Below are 19,731 nucleotides of genomic sequence, written 5' to 3' on the forward strand. Positions count from 1 at the left end.
AAACCCACGCCGGATCCCGCTCAGCTGAGCACTGCCCCCTGGGAGGCGGACTGCACCAGCTTGCTGTACTTGGCCAGCACGCCCCGCTTGAAGGTGTGCGGCACCGGCGCCCAGCCCTCCTTGCGCGCCTCCAGCTCTGCCGGTTCCACCAGCAGATCCAGCGTCTTGTTCGCCACATCCAGGCGGATCGGGTCGCCGTCACGGACGAAGGCGATCGGTCCCTCGTCGACGGCCTCGGGGGCCACATGCCCCACGCACAGGCCAGTGGTGCCGCCGGAGAACCGGCCGTCGGTGAGCAGCAGCACGGTCTTGCCCAACCCGGCTCCCTTGATCGCGCCGGTGATCGCGAGCATCTCCCGCATCCCGGGCCCACCCTTGGGACCCTCGTAGCGGATCACCACCACGTCCCCATCGGTGACAGTGCCGTCCTCGAGGGCGTCCATCGCGGCCCGCTCCCGGTCGAACACCCGGGCGGTGCCCTCGAACACAGACTCGTCGAAGCCCGCGGACTTCACCACCGCCCCCTCCGGGGCGAGGCTGCCACCAAGGATGGTGATCCCGCCGGTGGGGTGGATCGGCTCGGACATCGCCCGCAGAATCTTGCCGTCCGGGTCGGGTGGGTTGATGGCCGCGAGGTTCTCACTGACGGTCTTCCCGGTCACGGTCAGGCAGTCCCCGTGCAGCAGCCCGGCATCGAGCAGCGCCTTCATGATCACCGGGACGCCGCCGATGCGGTCGACGTCGTTCATCACGTACCGGCCGAACGGCTTCAGATCACCCAGGTGCGGCACCCGGGAGGCGACCCGGTCGAAGTCCGCCATGGTCAGCTCCACCTCAGCCTCGTTGGCGATCGCCAGCAGGTGCAGCACCGCGTTCGTGGACCCACCGAAGGCCATCACCACGGCGATGGCGTTCTCGAACGCCTCCTTGGTCATGATGTCCCGGGCGGTGATGCCGAGCCGGAGCATGTTCACCACTGCTTCACCGGAACGGTGCGCGAAGGTGTCTCGCCGCCGGTCCGCCGAGGGCGGTGCCGCGGAGCCGGGCAGGGACATGCCCATCGCCTCAGCCACCGAGGCCATCGTGTTCGCGGTGTACATCCCGCCGCAGGCGCCCTCGCCCGGGCAGATGGCCCGCTCGATGCGGCCCACATCGTCCTCGCTCATCAGCCCACGAGCACAGGCACCGACCGCCTCGAACGCGTCGATGATCGTCACGTCCTTCTCTGTGCCGTCAGAGAGCTTGACGAAGCCCGGCATGATCGAGCCGGCATAGAGGAACACGCTGGCCAGGTCGAGCCGGGCGGCGGCCATCAGCATCCCCGGCAGCGACTTGTCACAGCCGGCGAGCAGCACCGAACCGTCGAGGCGCTCGGCCATCATCACGGTCTCCACACTGTCGGCGATCACCTCGCGGGAGACCAAAGAGAAGTGCATCCCCTCGTGGCCCATCGAAATGCCGTCGGAGACGGAGATGGTGCCAAACTCCAGCGGGTACCCGCCACCGGCGTGCACCCCGGATTTCGCGCCTTGGGCGAGCCGGTCCAGGGACAGGTTGCACGGGGTGATCTCGTTCCACGAGCTGGCGATCCCGATCTGTGGTTTGGCCCAGTCCTCGTCACCCATCCCGACCGCGCGGAGCATCCCTCGGGAGGCCGTCGCCTCGATCCCGTCGGTGACCACTCGTGAGCGTGGCTTGATGTCAGGTGCGGCGTCAGCGGTCGTCATGTCTTCACTATAGGAGCCGAACGGACGAAGGCCAGACCTCCTCCGCCGTCGACCTCGGTTCAGACTCGGCGGATCAACGACAGGTCCCGCACCGCACCCCGGTCCGCCGAGGTGGCCATCACCGCGTAGGCCAGCAACGCCCGGGAGACGTGCCGCTCCCGGCCCACCGGCTGCCACGGATGCTCGGAGGCCTTCATCTTCGCCCGCCGCTCGGCGAGCCCGGACGGTCCCTGACGCAGCGTATGACTGCCGCACGAGTGGTGTCGGCGGTGTCCGTGGCGTGGTCGCCGGCGCCGATCGGGACCTTCGGCCCAGATCAACTGGGACCTTGGGCCCAGGCCGCCGATGTTCTGACTTGAGATCCTAGGAGTGTCAGAAAAGGAACTCGATCTGGAGGACAAGATGGCCACCGCCGCTCGCAGTGACCGCTTCATCAAAGGCGTGGGAATCGCCTCGTTCGTCGTCGGACTGGTGTTGCTGCTCGCGGGAGTGGGTACCTGGACGATGGTCTCCAGCCAGCTCGCCGATGAACAGATCACCGTGGCCGAGGACGCCCGCTGGTTCGCCGGCGATCCGGTCCGCGGACCGCTGACCGCGTACGCCCAGGCGGACATCATCAACACGCACGCACTCGCCAGCACCGAAGGCCGAACCTATGCCGAGCTCGGCGATGCAATGTCCGAGGTGGACCCGGAGTCGGAGGAGCACGCCGAGCTGCAGGCACAGCGCACCACGGTGATGAACGCCTCGTTCCTGCGGGCCTCGCTGTTCACCTCGGTACTCGCGTTCGGGGTCTCGGTGATGGTGATGGGACTGGGCGTGATCCTCTCCCTGACCGGACTGGCGATCCGCAGGCTGGCACTGGCCTCCCGGACGGCACCGGTAGCGGCCGGTGACGAACCGCAACTGGCAGCGACCACCTAACCTGTCCGGATGAGGTTGCCGGACCCGCAGCTCCGCACGATCGACACCCCGCACGGCCCGGCCCGGGCGCACCTGCACCGCCCGGCCGGGCCGCCGGCCGCTGCCCTGGTGCTCGGGCACGGAGCCGGTGGTGGTGTGGCCGCCAAAGATCTGGTCGCCGCCGCCGGAGCGGCGCTCCAGGCGGGCTGGTTGGCCGTGCTGGTGGAGCAGCCCTACCGCGTCGCCGGCCGGCGCGCCCCCGCACCGGCGAAGCAGCTGGACGCGGCCTGGCGGTCCGTGCTCGCCGAGCTGGCCGAGACCGAGCTGACCGGGCTCCCGGTGGTCACCGGGGGTCGCTCCTCCGGAGCGCGGGTCTCGTGTCGCACGGCCGGCGACGGCGCAGCCTCCGGGGTCCTCTGCCTCGCCTTTCCGCTGCTTCCGCCGGGGAAGGATGCGAGCAAGTCGCGACTGGCCGAACTCGCGGCGGTCGAGGTGCCGGTGCTGGTGGTGCAAGGCAGCTCGGACCGATTCGGGATGCCACCGGCGGCACCGGGGCGGCAGGTGGTCACCCTGCGCGGTACGCACTCCCTGGACTCCGACCTCCCCGGCCTGGCCACAGCGGTCGGTGACTGGCTCGGCCACCTGGGGTGACGCCGTCGGGCGTGGCTCGCCTGGCCCCGCCGCACTCGCCCGGGCCCTGGGCGCTCGTTACCGCGGCCGGTGACTCGCTATCCGAGAGCACGACTCGGTGCAGGAAGTGACGAGTGAATGGATTCACGCGAGTGTGGGGGTGGGTGGACAGGGGGTGGGGCTGCGGTCAGAGGGTGAGGTTCACGTGCCGGTTCACGTCCTTGTAGAGCAGGTAGCTGAACGGGCCCGGGCCGCCGGCGTAGCAGGCCTGCGGGCAGTAGGCGCGCAGCCACATGAAGTCACCGGCCTCCACCTCCACCCAGTCGGTGTTCAGCAGGTAGACGGCCTTGCCCTGCAGCACGAACAGCCCGTGCTCCATCACATGTGTCTCCGGGAAGGTGATCGAGGCCCCGGGCTGCAGGGTGACGATGTTCACGTGCATGTCGTGGCGCAGGTCGGCCGGGTCCGCGAACCGCTGCGTGCTCCACGCCCCGTCGGTGCCGACCATGCCCACACCCTCCACATCCTGGGCGCGGGTGACGAACGAGTCCGGGGCGGCCACGCCGTCGGCGTACTGGTACGCCTTCCGGATCCAGTGGAAGCTGGCCTTGGACCCGGTGCGGTTGTGCAACGACCAGTCTGCACCCGGTGCGAGGTAGGCATATCCGCCGGAGACCAGGGTGTGCGCCGCTCCATCCAGAGTGAGCTCCAGCTCCCCGCCGACCACGAACAGCACGCCCTCGGCGCCCGGGTCCGGTTCCGGGGTGTCGCTTCCGCCGCCGGGCGCGACCTCCACCAGGTACTGGGCGAAGGTCTCGGCGAAGCCGCTCAACGGCCGGGCCAGCACCCACAGCCGGGTGTCGGTCCAGTGCGGCAGCAGGCTGGCGGTGATGTCGCTCATCGTCCGAGCGGGCAGCACAGCGTAGGCCTCGGTGAACACGGCGCGGTCGGTGGTCAGCGCCGTCTGCGGCGGCAGCCCGCCCTGGGGAACGTGGTAGGTCATGCTTTTCCTCTCCAGATGAGCTCACCGGCAGGCTTGTCGAAGTCGATATCCTGACCGGCCAGCAGAGTACGACGGACCACCCCGGAGAGCGAGCGCTCGTCGTAGGGAGTGATCGGGTTCTTGTGCTCGAGCTGCTTCGCATGCACCACGAACGCATCGTCCGGGGCGAAGATGGACAGGTCGGCGTCATAGCCGACGGCGATCGTGCCCTTGGACCGCAGACCCGCCAGGGCCGCCGGTTTGCTGGCCATCCACTCCACCACCTGCTCCAGTTCGATGCCCCGGGCACGGGCCGCGCTCCACACCACCGGCAGGCTGATCTGCAGCGAGGCGATACCGCCCCAGGCGGTACCGAAGTCACCGGTGTCCAAGTGCTTCAGCTCCAGCGTGGACGGCGAGTGGTCGGTGACGATGCAGTCGATGACGCCGTCGGCCAGTCCCTGCCAGAGCAGGTCCCGGTTGCTCGCCTCGCGGATCGGCGGACAGCACTTGAACGCGGTGTTCCCGGCCGGGATGTCCTCGGCGGACAGGGTGAGGTAGTGCGGGCAGGTCTCCGCGGTGATCTGCACCCCGTCCCGCTTCGCGCTGGCGATCATCGGCAGGGCGTCGGAGGAGGACAGGTGCAGGATGTGCACCTTCGCACCGGTCCACCGGGCGCGGGCGATCACCTCGGCGATGGCGAGGTTCTCCGCGCTGCGGGGGCGGGAGGAGAGGAACTTCTCGTACTGGTCGCCCTCCGGCTGGGTGGCGCGGTCGATCGTGCGGGAGTCCTCGGCGTGCACGATCATCCGGGCATCGAAGGTGACCAGCTCACCGAGGTCCTCCTCGAGCTGGTCCGGGTCCAGCGGCGGGAACTCGTCCACGCCCGAGTGCAGCAGGAAGCATTTGAACCCGAACACCCCGGCATCGTGCAGACCGCGCAGATCCGCCTTGTTCCCGGGGATCGCCCCGCCCCAGAAGCCGACGTTCACATGCCGTTTGCCCTCGGTGGCGGCAACCTTCTCCGCCAGGGCGGCCACGTTCACCGTGGGCGGGATGGAGTTCAGCGGCATATCGATGATCGTGGTCACCCCGCCGCGGGCGGCGGCGCGAGTGGCGGTCTCGAACCCCTCCCAGTCGGTGCGGCCCGGCTCGTTCACGTGCACGTGCGTGTCTACCAGCCCGGGTAGCAGCACCTCCTCCCGCGTCAGCTCGATCACCTGCTCACCGGACAGGTTGTTGCCCAGCGGCTCCATCGCCTCGATCCGGCCGGCAGTGATGGCCACCTCACGGGGCTGGAAGCCCGCTGTGGTACACACCCGCTCGGCCCGAATCACCAGGTCATAGGTCTTCTCCGCCATCATGGCCTCCTCACAGGTGCTCGGCGACGATCGTCGCCGCCAGTTCTTCGAGCAGCCGGCCGGCCTCCCGGATCGAGGTCGCCGGATCCGGGGCCAGGGCGGTCAGCGGGTAGCAGGCGGCGATGCCGTGTCGGCCAAGGTCGGCATCGCTGAGCAGCGAACGCCCCGCCACCGCGACTGTCGGCACCCCGGCGGCTGCCGCCGCGCGCGCCACCCCGACCGGGGTCTTGCCGTACAGGCTCTGCTCGTCCAGGCTACCTTCGCCGGTGATGGCCAGAGCGGCACCGTCGAGCCGGTCGGCCAGGCCGGTCAGCTCGATCACCACGTCGATCCCGGACCGGCGGGCGCCGCCGAGCAGTGCCAGCACCGCATAGCCGAGACCGCCGGCTGCTCCGGCCCCGGGCTGGTCGGCGGCCAGTGCGGCTCGGGGTCGTTCGGCCGCGAGCGCCTCGACCCAGCGGGCCAACCCGTCCTCCAGCTCGGCCACGGTCGCCTCGTCGGCTCCCTTCTGCGGGCCGTAGACGGCGGCGGCCCCGCTGGGTCCGAGCAGCAGGTTGTCCACATCGGCGGCCAGGATCACCTCCGTCTCGCCCAGGCGCGGGTCCAGCCCGGTCAGGTCGACGGCGGTCAGGTGGTTCAGCGCTGCCCCTCCCCCGGGTAGCTCGCTGCCGTCCTTGGCAAGCAGCCGTCCGCCGAGCGCCTGGACCAGGCCGGCGCCGCCGTCGGTGCTGGCGCTGCCGCCCACGCCGAGGATCACCCGGCGGGCGCCGTCGTCCAGGGCATGTGCGATCAGCTCTCCGGTGCCGAAGGAGGAGGACCGGCGGGCGGCGTCGACGTCCGCGCGGGTGAACTCCAGACCGGAGGCGAGCGCCATCTCCACCACGCACGATGCGCCGTCGGGCGAGAGCGCGTACGCGGCCTGCACGGACTCGCCGAGAGGACCGGTGACCGTGGCCGCCCGCTCCCGCCAGCCGGCGGCGACAGCCGCGGCCACGGTGCCCTCACCGCCGTCGGCCATCGGTACCTGCACCGCGGTCAGCTCCGGGCGGGCCCGGAGCAGACCGGTGGCAAGGTGCTCGGCGACCTGCGCGGCAGTGAGGGATCCCTTGAACTTGTCCGGGGCGAGCACGACGGTGGCCATGGCTCAGTCAAGCATGCCGGCCACTGCGGTGGGTGCGTCGTCCGTGGACAGGGCGAGGTCCTCGAACTCGTTCACCCCGTCGAGCTTGGCGGCGCCCATGGAGATGTTCGTGACCCGCTCCAGGATCACCTCCACCACCACCGGCACTCGGTACTCCTCGGCCATCGTCTGGGCTTTGGCGAAGGTGCTGGCCAGCTCCTCCGGGTCTCGCACCCGCAGCGCCTTGCAGCCCAGCCCCTCCGCGACCTTCACATGGTCCACGCCGTAGCCGTCGGTCTCCGGGCTGTTGATGTTCTCGAAGGAGAGCTGCACGTGGTAGTCCATGTCGAAGGCGCGCTGGGACTGGCGGATCAGGCCCAGGTAGGCGTTGTTCACCACCACGTGCACATACGGGATGTTGAACTGGGCGCCGACCGCGAGCTCCTCGATCATGAACTGGAAGTCGTAGTCGCCGGAGAGCGCCACCACGTTCTCCTCCGGCGCGGCTGCGGCCACCCCGATCGCCGCCGGGCCGGTCCAGCCCAGCGGACCCGCCTGGCCGGCGTTGATCCAGTGCCGCGGCCGGTAGACGTGCAGGAACTGCGCGCCGGCGATCTGGGACAGGCCGATGGTGGACACGTACCGGGTGTCCCGGTCGAAGGCGCGGTTCATCTCCTCGTACACCCGCTGCGGTTTGATCGGCACCTCGGTGAAGTGCGTCTTGCGCAGCAGGGTCCGCTTGCGCTCGGCACAGTCGGCGGCCCAGGTGGAGTAGTCGCGCGCGCTGCCGGCGGCCACCCGCTCCTTGGCCACCTGCACGAATAGCTCCAGAGCGGCCTTGGCGTCGGAGACGATGCCGAAGTCCGGGGCGAACACCCGCCCGATCTGGGTCGGCTCGATGTCCACGTGCACGAAGGTGCGCCCGGCAGTGTAGGACTCCACCGCCCCGGTGTGCCGGTTCGCCCACCGGTTGCCGATGCCGAACACGAAGTCCGAGGCGAGCAGGGTGGCGTTGCCGTACCGGTGCGAGGTCTGCAGCCCGGCCATCCCGGCCATCAGGGCGTGATCGTCCGGGATCGCACCCCAGCCCATCAGGGTCGGGATCACCGGCACGCCCAGCGTCTCGGCGAGCTCGACCAGCAGCGCTTCCGCGGAAGCGTTCACGATGCCACCCCCAGCGATGATCACCGGGCGCTCGGCCGCCAGCAGCATGTCGATCGCCTTCGCGGCCTGCTCGCGCGAGGCTGCCGGCCGGTGCACCGGCAGGGGGGTGTAGGTGTCCGGGTCGAACTCGATCTCGGTCTGCTGCACATCCAGGGGCAGGTCGATCAGCACCGGGCCAGGGCGGCCCGAGCGCATCAGGTGGAAGGCCTGGGCGAACACCTGCGGCACCTGCCCGGCCTCGAGCACCGTCTTGGCCATCTTGGTCACCGGTGCGGCGATCGAGGCGATGTCGACCGCCTGGAAGTCCTCCTTGTCCAGCTTGGCCACCGGGGCCTGGCCGGTGATGCACAGGATCGGCACCGAGTCCGCCCAGGCGGCGTACAGCCCGGTGATCATGTCGGTACCGGCCGGGCCGGAGGTGCCGATGCAGATCCCGATGTTGCCGGGGGTGGTGCGGGAGTAGCCGTCGGCCATGTGCGAGGCGCCTTCGACGTGCCGGGCGAGCACGTGCGAGATGCCGCCATGCAGCATCATCGCGTTGTAGAACGGGTTGATCGCGGCGCCGGGCAGGCCGAAAGCCTGGGTGGCCCCCTCCTTCGCCAGGATCGCCACGGCGGCATCCACTGCGCGCATACGAGGCATGGGTCTTCTCCTTCGAATCAGGTCTTCACTGCGGACGGAGCGTCGGTGCTCCGTCCTGGGGTGCTCAGCTGTCGGTGTTCAGCTCTTGGTGCTCAGCTGTCCGTGCCGGACAGGCGGGCCACCCCTCGGTAGAGGCCGGAGTGGTCCAGGGCGCCGTCGCCGTTGACGCGAGCCGAGCCCATCAGCTGAGCCACCAGCGCCGCGGCGGGGATGGTGACCCCGGCCTCGCGTGCGGTGGAGGTCACGATGCCGAGGTCCTTGTGGTGCAGGTCGATGCGGAAACCGGGAGAGAACTCCTTGTCCAGCATCTTCTGCGCCTTTTGGTTCAGCACTGCGGAGCCGGCGAGGCCTCCGCCCAGTACCTCGACGGCGGCCGGCAGGTCGACGCCGAACGCCTCGAGGAAGACCAGTGCTTCGGAGAGCGCCTGGATGTTCGTGGCCACGATCAGCTGGTTCGCGGCCTTCACGGTCTGCCCCGAGCCGTTCGGTCCGACGTGCACGATGGTCTTGCCGACCGCGTCGAAGACGCCCTGGGCCGCTGCGAAGTCCTCGGCCGCGCCGCCGACCATGATCGACAGCGCGCCGTTGATCGCTCCCGGTTCACCACCGGAGACCGGGGCGTCCAGGATCCGGAAACCCTTGTCCTGTGCCTCCTCGGCGAGCTCTTGGGTCACATCCGGGCGAATGGTGGAGAAGTCGATCAGCAGGGCGCCGGGCTTGGCGCTCGCGAACACACCATCGTCGGCTTGCAGCACGGCGGCGACGTCCGGGGAGTCCGGCACCATGATCGCGACGATGTCGGCGTCGGCGACCGCTTCGGCGATGCTCGCGGCCGACTTTCCGCCAGCGTCGACGAGCGGCTGGGCCTTCTCCGGGGTGCGGTTGTAGCCGACGACGTCGAAGCCGGCCTTGGTCAGGTTGACCGACATCGGGGAGCCCATGATGCCGAGTCCGATGAATGCGATGGTGGTCATAGCACAGTCCTTACAGAGGGTGGGGGCGGCGGCCGGGTGGGGTCAGTGTGCGGAGCGCTGCTCGCGCGGGAGCCAGGCGAACGGGTCCGCCTGGGAAGCCGGCGTGGCGGGCTTGTACTCCAAGCCGAACCAGCCGGTGTAGCCGCCGGTGAGCAGGTCCTGGGTCCAGCGTGCGATCGGGGCCTCACCGGTGCCGGGCTGGTCGCGGCCGGGAGCGTCGGCGATCTGCACGTGCGCGATCCGGCTCGCATAGGCCGCACGGGCAGCGTCGACGTCGTCACCGTTGGTGGCGAGGTGGTAGACGTCGAAGAGCAGGCCGATATTGGCCTCCCCGGCCCGGTCGATCGCGGCGACCGCATCGCCGGCGGTCTTCAGCGGGTAGCTGGGGGTGCCGGAGACCGGCTCCACCAGCACTGTGCCGTCGATCCGGGCGACCGCCTGGGCGGCGAGCGCGAGGTTCTCGGCGCCGAGCTCGTCCTGCTCGGCCGGGGCCACGCCGTCGATCCGGTTCCCGTAGAGGGCGTTGAAGCCGTTGCAGCCGGTGCGCTCACCGATGGCGGTGACCGCATCCAGGTTCGCCCGGAACTGCGCCGACCGCTCCGGCCAGGACACCAGACCACGGTCCCCACCGGGCATGTCACCGGCGTTGAAGTTCAGCCCGGTCAGCTCGACGCCGGCGTCGGCGATCGCGGACACGAACGCGTCCACGTCCTCTGGCTCCGGCGTGGAGGTCGGGAACGGCCACCAGAACTCCACCCCGTCGAAGCCGGCGGCACGGGCAGCGGCCGGACGCTCCAGCAGGGGCAGGTCGGTGAGCAGGATCGAACAGTTCACCGTGTAGCGGGCGTTGGTCACGTCGGCCTCCTTGTTCGGATCAGGTCCATGATGTTCCGTATTGCGGAAGTTATTTTCTACTAAATGAAAGAGTACGGGAGAAGGTGGACCATCGTCAACCGGTGTGGCCCAGCAGACGGCGCAGGGCACTCACCTCGAAGGGCACCTCGCTCCCGCGGACCGCACCGCAGTCCAGGCCGCGGAGCAGGAAGCCGGCCATCGCCTTCGCCGTCGCTGGTTCGTCCAGGACCGCACCACCGGTGTTGTTCAGGTAGTTCTCCAGCCGGAGCAGCACATCGGCGAGGCCGCCGCGGAAGAAGGCATAGGTGGCCGCATATCGGCTGGGCAGCTGGGCCGGGTGCATATCCCAGCCTTGATAGAACCCGCGCCGCAGCGAGCGCATCACCAGTCGCCCGTGCAGCGCCCAGGCCGCGTCCACCTCGTCCTGCTCCCCCACCGGCAGCACATTGGTGGACCCGTCGGAGAGCCGCACTCCCGTCCCGGCGGCACTGACCTGCATCACCTGCTTGGCGAAGTCCGCGGCCGGGTGCTCCATCGACTGGTAGGCGGCAGCGATCCCGAGCGAGGCGCTGTAGTCGTAGGTGCCGTAGGGCATCCCGGTCACTCGGCCCGCACCGGCGGCGATCATCGGCCCGATCAGCGCAGAGCCCTCGGGTCCGAGGACTGCCTGAGGGGTCTCCACCTGGATCTCGAAACCGAGCCGCCCGTTCGGCAGCCCGAGCGGACCTTCGAGGGCCTCCAGGGCGAGCACCATAGCCTGCACCTGCGCCACGGCGGTGACCTTGGGCAGCGTGAGGACCAGACCGTCCGGGAGCCCGCCGGAGGCGAGCCCGGTGACGAACGACTCCAGGGTGCGCAGCCCCCGCGCGCGCGTATCCGGCTCCAGGCACTTGAACCGGATTCCGAGAAATGGGGGTGCCGTCCCGGCCGCCTGGGCGGTACCGATCGCAGCGACGGCGGCAGCGACAGCGGCGTCCTCCGCGTCGTCGCCGCGGTCGCCGTAGCCGTCCTCGAAGTCGATCCGCAGATCCTCCACCGGCTCCCGGGCGAGCTTGTCCAGCACCAGCTGACCGATCGTGGCCACCTCCGACTCGTCGGAGACCAGACCGTGTACCTGGAGCAGGTGGCCGATACCCCCGCCCTGCTCGACCGCCTCGAGCGCCTGCGCCCCCCAGCGGGCGGGCAGGTCGGCATCGAAGGTATCGGCGGGAACGTAGACCGAGTGCACCGGCTGGCGCCCGGCCGCCTCCCCCGGATAGCGAGCGGCGGTGGTGGCATCCGAGTCGGTCAGCAACGCTTCGATCCGGTCCCGGATACCGTCCAGCGCCGCCATCACTCCTCCCCTGCGCCGAGCGGCAGTGCGCCGGTGAACGGCGCCGGCTCGCCGGAAGCCTCCCGTTCGGCGCGGACCACCTCGACCACAGCCCGGGCCACCGCCTTGGCTACCGAGGGATCGAACACGCTCGGGATGATGAACGAGGCGTTCCGCTCGGAGTCGCTCACCGTACCGGCGATCGCCACTGCAGTCGCGCGCAGCACCTGGTCGTTGATCGAGCGGGCGCGTGCGTCCAGCAGGCCGCGGAACAGGCCGGGGAAGGCAAGCACATTGTTGATCTGGTTCGGATAGTCGCTCCGGCCGGTGGCGACGACGGCGGCGTGCTGGGCAGCATCCAGCGGGTCCACCTCGGGCGTGGGGTTAGCCAGAGCGAAGACGATCGCCTCCTCGGCCATCGTGGCGATGTCGCCGCCGGTGAGGATGTTGCCGGCAGAGACGCCGATGAACACGTCAGCGCCGGCCAGACCTTCTTGCAGAGTGCCGGAGAAGCCGTCGGCGTTGGTGTTCTCGGCGATCCACTGGCGGTGCTCATCTTCATAGCCGTGGTCGGCGGTGATCGCCCCGCGGCTCCCGAAGCCGATGATGTCGCTCGCGCCCTGGGCCTGCAGCAACCGAATGATCGCCGATCCCGCTGCGCCGACCCCGGAGACCACGATCTTCACGTCCGCGAGGGACTTGCCGACCACTTTGAGCGCATTGATCAGCGCTGCCAGGACCACGATCGCCGTCCCGTGCTGGTCGTCATGGAAGATCGGGATGTCCAGCTCGGCCCGCAGCCGTCGTTCGATCTCGAAGCACCGCGGGGCGGAGATGTCTTCCAGGTTCACCCCGCCATAGGCCGGGGCGATCGCTTTGACCGTGCGGATGATCTCCTCGGTATCGGTGGTGTCCAGCGCGACCGGCCAGGCGTCCACACCCCCGAACTGCTTGAACAGCGCAGCCTTGCCCTCCATCACCGGCATGGAGGCCTCCGGGCCGATGTCGCCCAGGCCGAGGACGGCGGTGCCGTCGGTGACCACGGCCACCGTGTTGCGCTTGATGGTCAGCCGCCGGGCGTCCTCGGGCCGGTCGGCGATCGCCAGGCACACCCGGGCTACCCCAGGGGTATAGGCACGGGAGAGGTCGTCGCGGTGGCGCAGGTTGACCTTCGGCCGGACTTCGAGCTTGCCGCCCAGGTGGAGCAGGAAGGTGGCATCGGAGACGTGCCGCACCGTCGCGCCGTCCACCTCGTCGATCCGCTCCCGAATCTCCTGCACGTGCGCCTCGTCACGCGCGTTCGCCGAGATATCGACCACCATCTGGGTGTCGGTGGACTCCACCACGTCCACGGCGGTGACCGCCGCGCCGGTCGCACCCACGGTGGCGACGATATCGGTGGTGGTGTGCGGCCCTGTCGGAGCTCCGATCCTGAGGGTGATCGAGTAGCTGGGCCCGGGGATTGCTGCCATGACTGCCGTCCAATCTCTCAATACGTGGAGTACTGTTTCCGCTATCAGGAATACTAGGTGATCGTAGTGCGGGAGCAACCTACGCGGAACCCTGATCCTCGGCGGGTCGGGTGCGAGACCGTAAGATCACTCGGGAGGAAAGGGAATTCCGGATGACAGACATCGAGACCGAGGCGAAGCCGCGAACCGGCGGCGTGCAGTCGGTGGATCGCGCCATCGACCTGCTGGAGCTGCTCGCCGACGCCGGCGGGGAGTCCACGCTGAGCGAGCTCGCCGGCCGGACGGCGCTGCCGCTGCCGACGATCCACCGGTTGATGCGTACTCTGCTGGCCCGCGGCTACGTGCGCCAGCTGCCGTCCCGGCGCTACACGCTGGGGCCACGGCTGATCCGCCTCGGGGACGCCGCATCCCGGCAGTTCGGCGCTGACGCCCGCCCGTACCTCGCCCGACTCGCGGACGAGCTCGGTGAGAGTGCGAACCTGGCGATCATCGACCGCGATATGGCGGTGTACGTGGCCCAGGCCTCCTCGACCCGGTCGATGCGGATGTTCACGGAGGTGGGCCGGCGGGTGTTCACCCACTCCACCGGAGTCGGCAAGGCGATCCTCGCCCAGCTGCCCGATCCCGCGGTACAGGACATCGTCACCCGGGCGGGAATGCCCGCGGCGACCTCGAAGAGCATCGACGCCGTTCCCGAGCTGCTCGCCGAGCTGGACCGGATCCGGGAGCGAGGCTACGCCGTCGACGACGGTGAGCAGGAGATCGGGGTGCGCTGTTTCGCGGTGCCGGTGCTCGGCGCCCCGACCCCGACCGCACTGTCCATCTCCGGACCCGACGCCCGGGTCACGCTCGAGTTCGGCGACCATGCGGTGCCCGTGCTGCAGGAGATCGCGGGCGATATCGCCGATCTGCTCCGGGCCGGCTGAGCCGAACGAGCGGGCACACCCGCTACTGACCGAGCCAGTCTCGATCGCTGTAGGAGGCACGCGCCCGCTCCGTTCGGCCCGACCCGATCAGTGCTTCGGATCCTCGGTCCGTTCGATGACGCGTTGGACGTCGTCGTCCGAGGCGATCTCGCCGGACTCGACGGCCTCGGTGACCGCGATCGCCTGCTCCTTGGTCACGATCGGGACCGGCGCACCGTCCGCCCGGACGAGTTTGCCGTCCTCGACGTGGTCGCCCTCGGCAAGCCGCTGGAACTGCTTCTTCGTGATCACCCGGCCTGTCCCGGCGGCGAACACCGACGGCTGGTCCGGCGTCCCGGCCCTCAGGTGGTTGAACAACAGGTTCAGCGTGACCGCCATCAGGGTCGCCGCCGAGATCCCGGAGCCGAGGATCACCTGCACCCAGCTCGGGAACTGGTCGTAGAGGCCCTCGACCACTTCGGGCAGGACCCCGAAGGAGATCGCGACCGCCACGATGATGAGGTTCATGTTGCCCTCGTACTTCACCGCGGCGAGGGTGCGGATACCCGCTGCGGCCACCGAGCCGAAGAGCACCACACCCGCACCACCGAGCACCGGCAGCGGTACGGCCGCCACGACGTCACCGATCACCGGCAGCAGCCCCATCACCACCAGGATTCCTCCCCCGGTGGCGACCACGAACCGGGACTTGATCCCGGTGATGGCTACCAGACCGACGTTCTGCGCGAACGCCGACTGGGTGAAGCTGTTGAAGACCGGCGAGACCGCCGACGCTGCCATATCGGCCCGCAGGCCGGCGGCGATCCGCTTCGAGTCCACCTTGGTGTCCACGATCTCCCCGAGGGCGATCATGTCCGCGGTGCTCTCGGTGAAGGTCACGATCACCACGATGAGCATCGAGATGATGGCCGCGAGCTCGAAGCTCGGCGCGCCGAAGGCGAACGGTGTGGGTATCGCCACCGCCCCGCTCTGCCCCACGTCGGAGAAGTCGGTGAGCCCGAGGAGGGCGGCCACCACGGTGCCGACGACGATCGCGATCAGGATGGACAGCCGGGAGATGGTCGCGATCCCGACCTTGCTCAGCAGCAGCACGAGCACGAGCGTTCCGGCCGCGAGGGCGAGGTTGCTGGGGTCACCCCATCTCTCCGATCCTTCCCCGCCCATCGCCCAGCCGCCGGCCACTGGCAGCAGGCTCAGCCCGATGGTGGCGATGACGGTCCCGGTCACCACCGGTGGGAAGAACCGGATGATCTTGGCGAAGAACGGAGCGAGCAGGACGCCGATTGCTGCCGCGACGATCACCGAACCGAAGATCGTGGTGATATCGCTCCCGCCGCTGAGGATCGCCAGCACGGTGGCCACGTTGGCGAAGGACACACCCTGCACCAGCGGCAGCTGAGAGCCGAAGAACGGAATACCGAGGGTCTGCAGAACCGTGGCCAGTCCGGACATGAACAGGCAGGAGGCGATCAGCAGGCTGATGCCGGCCGAGTCCAGACCTGCGGCGTTCCCGACGATCAGCGGGACGGCGATGATCCCGCCGTACATGGTGAGCACGTGTTGCATGCCGTAGGCGAGGTTCGCCCCGATGCCCAGGCGCGCATCCTCCGGGCGCTTGCCCTTCGGGAGTTCGACTGCGGTCGTCATGGTCTCTCCTTTGAGATGGTGGTCGACTGCTGATCAGGTGAAGGACGGGATCGTGGTCCAGGCCAGCTCGCTCGGGGTAGTGCCCTTGCGGACGACCTCGCTGGTGATGTCCCCGTACGGCCGGTCGGCCGCGTAGAAGACGACGTTCGGGTTGTCCTGGCCGAACGGGTCCAGATCGACGACGAAGTGGTGGTTGTTCGGGCACTGTAGCCGGACGGTGTTGATCTCCGGGTGGGTATCGATGATCCGTGCGCTGATCGCCCACATCGTGTTCTGCAGCGCCATCGAGAACCGCTCGGCGAACTCGCTGAGGATGATGTGCCGGATCGAGTCGAAGATCCCGTCCCAGTCGGCGTCGAGAGTGTTGTACTCCCACCAGGCGGAGACGTCGGTGGACATCACCCGGTCGGTGGTCTCGGCCAGCGTGGTGTACGTGCCCTTCGGGTAGCCGACGAACGCCGAGCCCGAGGACTTCAGCACCGTCAGCTCCTTCAGCCCGGCGACGACCTTGAAGTCCTCGCCGGCAGCCTGGACCACGGCGTAACGCTCCTCCTTGCCCTTGCGGACGAAGGAGAAGTCGTGCGGGCCGTTGTCCCCGACGATCCGGTCCCACTCGACCTTCATGACCTCCCAGCGACCGCCGTCGACGATCTCCGGCCACTCCGCGTACATGAAGCGGCCGAACTTGAGTGCGAACTCCTCGGGAGTGCCCACGCCGTCGCGAGCGAGGGAGAAGGTGAGGTTCTTCTGCGTGTCCGTGGCGACGCAGGTGGAGTTGTCTCCGTGGGTGTAGATGCGGTCCAGGTCGCCCCGGATCGCCGAGGAGACGGTGTAGTCGGTGATGTGGTGGACCGAGCCCTCCCGTTCGACCCGGACGAGGTGGACCCCGCCCTTGCCGTGCGAGGCGGCATGCATCTCGGCGTTCTCGCTGGTCAGTTCTCGGGGGGTGGTGTCGACGCTGGTCATGGCAGTCTTCCTTTCAGCTTCCGCGGTAGGTGGTGTAGGCGAACGGGCTCAGCAGTACCGGCACGTGGTAGTGCTTCTGGTCGGAGTCGACGGCGAAGGTCACCGTGATCTCCGGGTAGAAGGTAGCTGTGCCGGTGGCAGCGAAGTAGTCGGCGACGGCGAAGGTGAGCCGGTAGGTACCGGAAGCCAGCCGCTCGGGACCCAGCTGTGCGATCCGACCGTCGTCGTTGGTGGTGCCGGTGGCGATCTCAGTCCAACCGGCCCCGTCCTTGTGCTCGAGCAGGACGTCGATCCCGGTGGCCGGGTGGCCGGCGGACGCGTCCAGTACGTGCGTGGTCAGGTGGGAGGTCATCAGCTCAGGGCTCCTCTCAGCCGGAGGGCAGCGATCTCGCGGAGCTGCTCCGCTGCGATCCGGCGTTCGTGATCAGGGGTGTGGGTCACTCGCTGCTCCAGCGAGTCAAGGATCTCCTCGGCGCTTCGGCCGGCAGCGCGAATGAGGAAGACGTGTCCGAACTTCGCCTCGTAGGCGGCGTTTCCCTCGGTCAGCCGGGTCTGGGTGTCGGCATCGGCCGAGACTCCGGACTGTTCGCGGCGAGACATCTGCGCATCGGTGTGTTCGCCCTGGGCGCGCTCACCGATGCGCGGGTGACGCGCCAGTGCCGAGTCGACCTCGGCGTCGGTCCAGGGATTGGCGCGCTGCTGCGCCGCGTCGACAGCCTCGTCGATGCTGGCATACGGACGGCCCGCGACGACCGCCTCGACCCACCGCTCGACGTGGGCGCAGGCGCGCACCAGCTCGGCGGCCTGATCGGCCGGTGCAGTGTTGAAGTCCGTCAGCTCCATTGCCATACCCTCATGCTTCTGGACGCCGCATGGACGTCCGAACTCGACTCGAATTCTTCCGTCCACATGAGCGTGCTACACCGGGATGGCTTCCTCGGAGAGTTTCCGTCAAGTGGAAACAAACTTCTAGAATGCAGACGCTAGGCCATACTCGGTGACGATGTCAAGAGAGTACTGACAAGTAGTGACGCGCGCTCGGCGTCCCGCCAGGCATCGGAGGTAGCTTCCGGGATCGGAGCCAAGTTGTAACTTCTCTCTGATCCCGGAAGCTACCTCCGTTGGAGACGGGGCATCCGAGGCTGCGCGCTTCGGGCACCTTCCCCGGCGCCCCAACCCTGGTCGGGGAGACCTCAGTGCCCCCGGGCGATCCACTCCTGCAGATGCGGTTTCTCCGCCCCGATCGTGGTGGCGTCTCCGTGTCCGGTGAGTACCTCAGTGGCCTCCGGCAGGGTAAAGAGCTTCTCCCGGATGGAGGTGATGATCGTGGGGAAGTCGGAGTAGGAGCGGCCGGTCGCACCGGGTCCGCCCTGGAACAGGGTGTCCCCGGAGAACAACACTCCGCCTGCGCCGAGCCCGGGTGCCCAGAAGCACGTCGAGCCGGGCGAGTGCCCGGGAGTGTGCACGGCACGTAGCTCCACCCCACCGAGGGCGAAGGTGTCGCCGTCGGTGATCTGCCCGTCCGGCGTCGTGCCGGGGTAGACCTGCTCCCAGAGGAGCTGATCGGCCGGGTGCAGATGCACCGGCGCCCCCACCTGCTGCGCGACCTCGCCGACGGCACGGATGTGGTCATCGTGACCGTGGGTGAGCAAGATCGCCGTCACCTGCCGCCCGCCGACCGCCTGGGCGATGGCAACCGGGTCGTGGGCCGGATCGATGACCAGGCACTCACTCTCGTCACCGACGATCCAGACGTTGTTGTCCACCTCCCACGTGCCCCCGTCCAGGGAGAACGTGCCGCTGGTGACCAGATGGGTCACCAGCACCTGGCCGGTGGCATCGCTGCGTTCGGCGCTCATCGGGCACCTCCTGCTGAGACCGCGCCCGGGGCGGGGTTGATCTCCACCACCGAGCGGAGCACCTTCCCGGCCCTCATCTTCTCGAACGCGGGCTCGATGTCCTCGATCCCGATCCGCTCGGAGACGAACCCATCCAGATCCAGGCGCCCCAGCCGGTACTGCTCGACCAGCATCGGGAAGTCCCGCGAGGGCAGGCAGTCCCCGTACCACGCGGACTTGATCGCCCCACCCCGGCCGAACACCTCATCCAACGGGATCTCCCACGTGGTCCCCGGATCGGGCACCCCGACCAGTACCACCCGACCGGCCAGGTCCCGCGCCTCGAAGGCCTGTTTGAACGTGGCCGCGATACCGACGGCGTCGATCACCACATCCGCGCCGAAACCGCCAGTCAGCTCCTGGATCGCCGCCACCGGGTCCTGATCACCAGCGTTCACTGTGTGGGTGGCACCAAAACCCCGGGCAGTGGCGAGCTTCGCCTCATCCAGGTCCACCCCGATGATCGTGGTCGCTCCGGCCAACACCGCCCCGGCCACTGCCGCAGTACCGACTCCGCCGCAACCGAGCACCGCCACCGACTCCCCGCGCTGCACAGCGCCGGTATTGAGCACAGCACCGATACCGGCCATCACCCCACAGCCGAGCAACCCGACCGCGGCGAACTGCTCAGGTGCGAGGTCGCCCTCGATCTTGGTGCACTGCCCGGCAGCCACCAGCGTCTTCTCCGCGAATGCTCCGATGCCCAACGCCGGGGAGAGCTCGGTGCCATCGGTCAGGGTCATCTTCTGCGTGGCGTTGTGAGTGGCGAAGCAGTACCACGGCTGGCCCTTGCGGCAGGCTCGGCAATCCCCACACACCGCTCGCCAGTTCAAGATCACCCGGTCGCCGACCTCGACCTCGGTGACCCCCTCGCCCACAGCGGCCACCACACCGGAGGCCTCATGACCGAGCAGAAACGGGAAGTCATCACCCACGCCACCCACCTGGTAGTGCAGGTCGGTCTGGCACACCCCGCAGGTGATCACCTCCACCAGCGCCTCCCCCGGCCCCGGGTCGGGCACCAGAATCGTCTCTACAGTGGCGGGCTCGTTCTTCCCCTTCACCACAACAGCTCTGACCTCATGCATGCCTACAGCTCTCCCTTCCAGTCGAAGTTCCTTGCGCCGGCCGGCGGATCGGACCGTGCGTATC

At 68.9% G+C, this 19,731-nt stretch carries 18 protein-coding genes and 1 pseudogene; 3 read left to right on the top strand and 16 right to left on the bottom strand.

The annotated features are described in order from the left end of the window. Positions 1–20: 20 nt before the first annotated feature. Together ilvD and FU260_RS23625 are read right to left on the bottom strand one after the other, a co-directional pair. Positions 21–1,727, bottom strand: a complete 1,707-nt coding sequence (gene ilvD / locus FU260_RS14855) for a dihydroxy-acid dehydratase (protein ID WP_147917770.1) — start codon at positions 1,725–1,727, stop codon at positions 21–23. Positions 1,728–1,786: 59 nt separating this feature from the next. Then, positions 1,787–1,924, bottom strand: coding sequence for a hypothetical protein (locus tag FU260_RS23625; RefSeq protein ID WP_168211582.1), 138 nt, complete (start codon positions 1,922–1,924; stop codon positions 1,787–1,789). A gap of 172 nt (positions 1,925–2,096) precedes the next feature. Here FU260_RS23625 and FU260_RS14865 point away from each other — a divergent pair, with 172 nt between their 5' ends. Both FU260_RS14865 and FU260_RS14870 read left to right on the top strand, forming a co-directional pair. After that, positions 2,097–2,651, top strand: coding sequence for an aromatic ring-opening dioxygenase LigA (locus tag FU260_RS14865; protein ID WP_235912479.1), 555 nt, complete (start codon positions 2,097–2,099; stop codon positions 2,649–2,651). Positions 2,652–2,660: 9 nt separating this feature from the next. Further along, the gene (locus FU260_RS14870) at positions 2,661–3,281 is read left to right on the top strand and encodes an alpha/beta hydrolase family protein (RefSeq protein WP_147917772.1); all 621 of its coding nucleotides are present in this window, start codon (positions 2,661–2,663) and stop codon (positions 3,279–3,281) included. 166 nt (positions 3,282–3,447) lie between these two features. Here the strand turns inward: FU260_RS14870 and FU260_RS14875 are convergent, their stop codons facing one another. The 8 genes and pseudogenes from FU260_RS14875 to FU260_RS14910 all read right to left on the bottom strand — a co-directional run bounded on the left by FU260_RS14875 (position 3,448) and on the right by FU260_RS14910 (position 13,142). Next, the gene (locus tag FU260_RS14875; RefSeq protein ID WP_147917773.1) at positions 3,448–4,263 is read right to left on the bottom strand and encodes a bifunctional allantoicase/(S)-ureidoglycine aminohydrolase; all 816 of its coding nucleotides are present in this window, start codon (positions 4,261–4,263) and stop codon (positions 3,448–3,450) included. Further along, on the bottom strand, positions 4,260–5,603 hold the full coding sequence (gene allB, locus FU260_RS14880) for an allantoinase AllB (protein ID WP_147917774.1): 1,344 nt from the start codon (positions 5,601–5,603) through the stop codon (positions 4,260–4,262). The genes FU260_RS14875 and allB overlap by 4 nt, the downstream gene beginning before the upstream one ends. A gap of 10 nt (positions 5,604–5,613) precedes the next feature. Next, positions 5,614–6,744 (bottom strand): glycerate kinase, encoded by a 1,131-nt coding sequence (locus FU260_RS14885; RefSeq protein WP_147917775.1) that lies wholly within the window; start codon positions 6,742–6,744, stop codon positions 5,614–5,616. A 3-nt stretch (positions 6,745–6,747) separates the two neighbouring features. Then, positions 6,748–8,529: a glyoxylate carboligase gene (gcl, locus tag FU260_RS14890; protein WP_147917776.1), complete on the bottom strand. Its 1,782-nt coding sequence runs from the start codon at positions 8,527–8,529 to the stop codon at positions 6,748–6,750. A gap of 92 nt (positions 8,530–8,621) precedes the next feature. Continuing rightward, positions 8,622–9,506: pseudogene (locus FU260_RS14895) on the bottom strand (2-hydroxy-3-oxopropionate reductase); the annotation flags it as partial. A gap of 39 nt (positions 9,507–9,545) precedes the next feature. Further along, positions 9,546–10,358: a hydroxypyruvate isomerase family protein gene (locus FU260_RS14900; protein ID WP_147917778.1), complete on the bottom strand. Its 813-nt coding sequence runs from the start codon at positions 10,356–10,358 to the stop codon at positions 9,546–9,548. A 94-nt stretch (positions 10,359–10,452) separates the two neighbouring features. Continuing rightward, on the bottom strand, positions 10,453–11,691 hold the full coding sequence (locus FU260_RS14905; RefSeq protein ID WP_147917779.1) for a DUF6986 family protein: 1,239 nt from the start codon (positions 11,689–11,691) through the stop codon (positions 10,453–10,455). Next, the gene (locus tag FU260_RS14910) at positions 11,691–13,142 is read right to left on the bottom strand and encodes an NAD-dependent malic enzyme (protein ID WP_147917780.1); all 1,452 of its coding nucleotides are present in this window, start codon (positions 13,140–13,142) and stop codon (positions 11,691–11,693) included. Before FU260_RS14910 ends, FU260_RS14905 begins: the two co-directional genes overlap by 1 nt. 152 nt (positions 13,143–13,294) lie before the next feature. Between FU260_RS14910 and FU260_RS14915 the strand changes: the two genes are divergently transcribed. After that, entirely contained in the window at positions 13,295–14,068 is a 774-nt protein-coding gene (locus FU260_RS14915; protein WP_147917781.1) for an IclR family transcriptional regulator, read from the top strand. 87 nt (positions 14,069–14,155) lie between these two features. On the opposite strand, the gene FU260_RS14920 is transcribed toward FU260_RS14915, so the two are convergent. From FU260_RS14920 to FU260_RS14945, 6 genes are all read right to left on the bottom strand, one after another. After that, positions 14,156–15,715 (bottom strand): nucleobase:cation symporter-2 family protein, encoded by a 1,560-nt coding sequence (locus FU260_RS14920; RefSeq protein ID WP_147917782.1) that lies wholly within the window; start codon positions 15,713–15,715, stop codon positions 14,156–14,158. Between the two features lie 33 nt (positions 15,716–15,748). After that, a complete protein-coding gene (gene pucL, locus FU260_RS14925) occupies positions 15,749–16,681 on the bottom strand; it encodes a factor-independent urate hydroxylase (RefSeq protein ID WP_235912478.1) in 933 nt (310 codons plus the stop codon). Positions 16,682–16,694: 13 nt separating this feature from the next. Next, positions 16,695–17,036, bottom strand: a complete 342-nt coding sequence (gene uraH / locus FU260_RS14930; protein ID WP_210418324.1) for a hydroxyisourate hydrolase — start codon at positions 17,034–17,036, stop codon at positions 16,695–16,697. Beyond that, positions 17,033–17,530 (bottom strand): 2-oxo-4-hydroxy-4-carboxy-5-ureidoimidazoline decarboxylase, encoded by a 498-nt coding sequence (gene uraD, locus FU260_RS14935; protein WP_328593028.1) that lies wholly within the window; start codon positions 17,528–17,530, stop codon positions 17,033–17,035. Before uraD ends, uraH begins: the two co-directional genes overlap by 4 nt. Before the next feature lie 344 nt (positions 17,531–17,874). Beyond that, the gene (locus FU260_RS14940) at positions 17,875–18,540 is read right to left on the bottom strand and encodes an MBL fold metallo-hydrolase (protein ID WP_147917784.1); all 666 of its coding nucleotides are present in this window, start codon (positions 18,538–18,540) and stop codon (positions 17,875–17,877) included. Next, a complete protein-coding gene (locus tag FU260_RS14945) occupies positions 18,537–19,667 on the bottom strand; it encodes an S-(hydroxymethyl)mycothiol dehydrogenase (protein ID WP_147917785.1) in 1,131 nt (376 codons plus the stop codon). Before FU260_RS14945 ends, FU260_RS14940 begins: the two co-directional genes overlap by 4 nt. Positions 19,668–19,731: the final 64 nt, after the last annotated feature.

It is taken from the genome of Ruania zhangjianzhongii, from assembly GCF_008000995.1.
GTDB lineage: Bacteria > Actinomycetota > Actinomycetes > Actinomycetales > Beutenbergiaceae > Ruania > Ruania zhangjianzhongii.

Coding starts and splice junctions, on each gene's coding strand:
- FU260_RS14870 (WP_147917772.1), top strand. CDS start 2,661: ATGAGGTTGCCGGACCCGCAGCTCCGCACGATCGACACCCCGCACGGC.
- FU260_RS14915 (WP_147917781.1), top strand. CDS start 13,295: ATGACAGACATCGAGACCGAGGCGAAGCCGCGAACCGGCGGCGTGCAG.
- FU260_RS14920 (WP_147917782.1), bottom strand. CDS start 15,715: ATGACGACCGCAGTCGAACTCCCGAAGGGCAAGCGCCCGGAGGATGCG.
- uraD (WP_328593028.1), bottom strand. CDS start 17,530: ATGGCAATGGAGCTGACGGACTTCAACACTGCACCGGCCGATCAGGCC.
- FU260_RS14910 (WP_147917780.1), bottom strand. CDS start 13,142: ATGGCAGCAATCCCCGGGCCCAGCTACTCGATCACCCTCAGGATCGGA.
- FU260_RS23625 (WP_168211582.1), bottom strand. CDS start 1,924: ATGAAGGCCTCCGAGCATCCGTGGCAGCCGGTGGGCCGGGAGCGGCAC.
- pucL (WP_235912478.1), bottom strand. CDS start 16,681: ATGACCAGCGTCGACACCACCCCCCGAGAACTGACCAGCGAGAACGCC.
- FU260_RS14940 (WP_147917784.1), bottom strand. CDS start 18,540: ATGAGCGCCGAACGCAGCGATGCCACCGGCCAGGTGCTGGTGACCCAT.
- FU260_RS14905 (WP_147917779.1), bottom strand. CDS start 11,691: ATGGCGGCGCTGGACGGTATCCGGGACCGGATCGAAGCGTTGCTGACC.
- FU260_RS14945 (WP_147917785.1), bottom strand. CDS start 19,667: ATGCATGAGGTCAGAGCTGTTGTGGTGAAGGGGAAGAACGAGCCCGCC.
- ilvD (WP_147917770.1), bottom strand. CDS start 1,727: ATGACGACCGCTGACGCCGCACCTGACATCAAGCCACGCTCACGAGTG.
- allB (WP_147917774.1), bottom strand. CDS start 5,603: ATGGCGGAGAAGACCTATGACCTGGTGATTCGGGCCGAGCGGGTGTGT.
- FU260_RS14885 (WP_147917775.1), bottom strand. CDS start 6,744: ATGGCCACCGTCGTGCTCGCCCCGGACAAGTTCAAGGGATCCCTCACT.
- gcl (WP_147917776.1), bottom strand. CDS start 8,529: ATGCCTCGTATGCGCGCAGTGGATGCCGCCGTGGCGATCCTGGCGAAG.
- FU260_RS14875 (WP_147917773.1), bottom strand. CDS start 4,263: ATGACCTACCACGTTCCCCAGGGCGGGCTGCCGCCGCAGACGGCGCTG.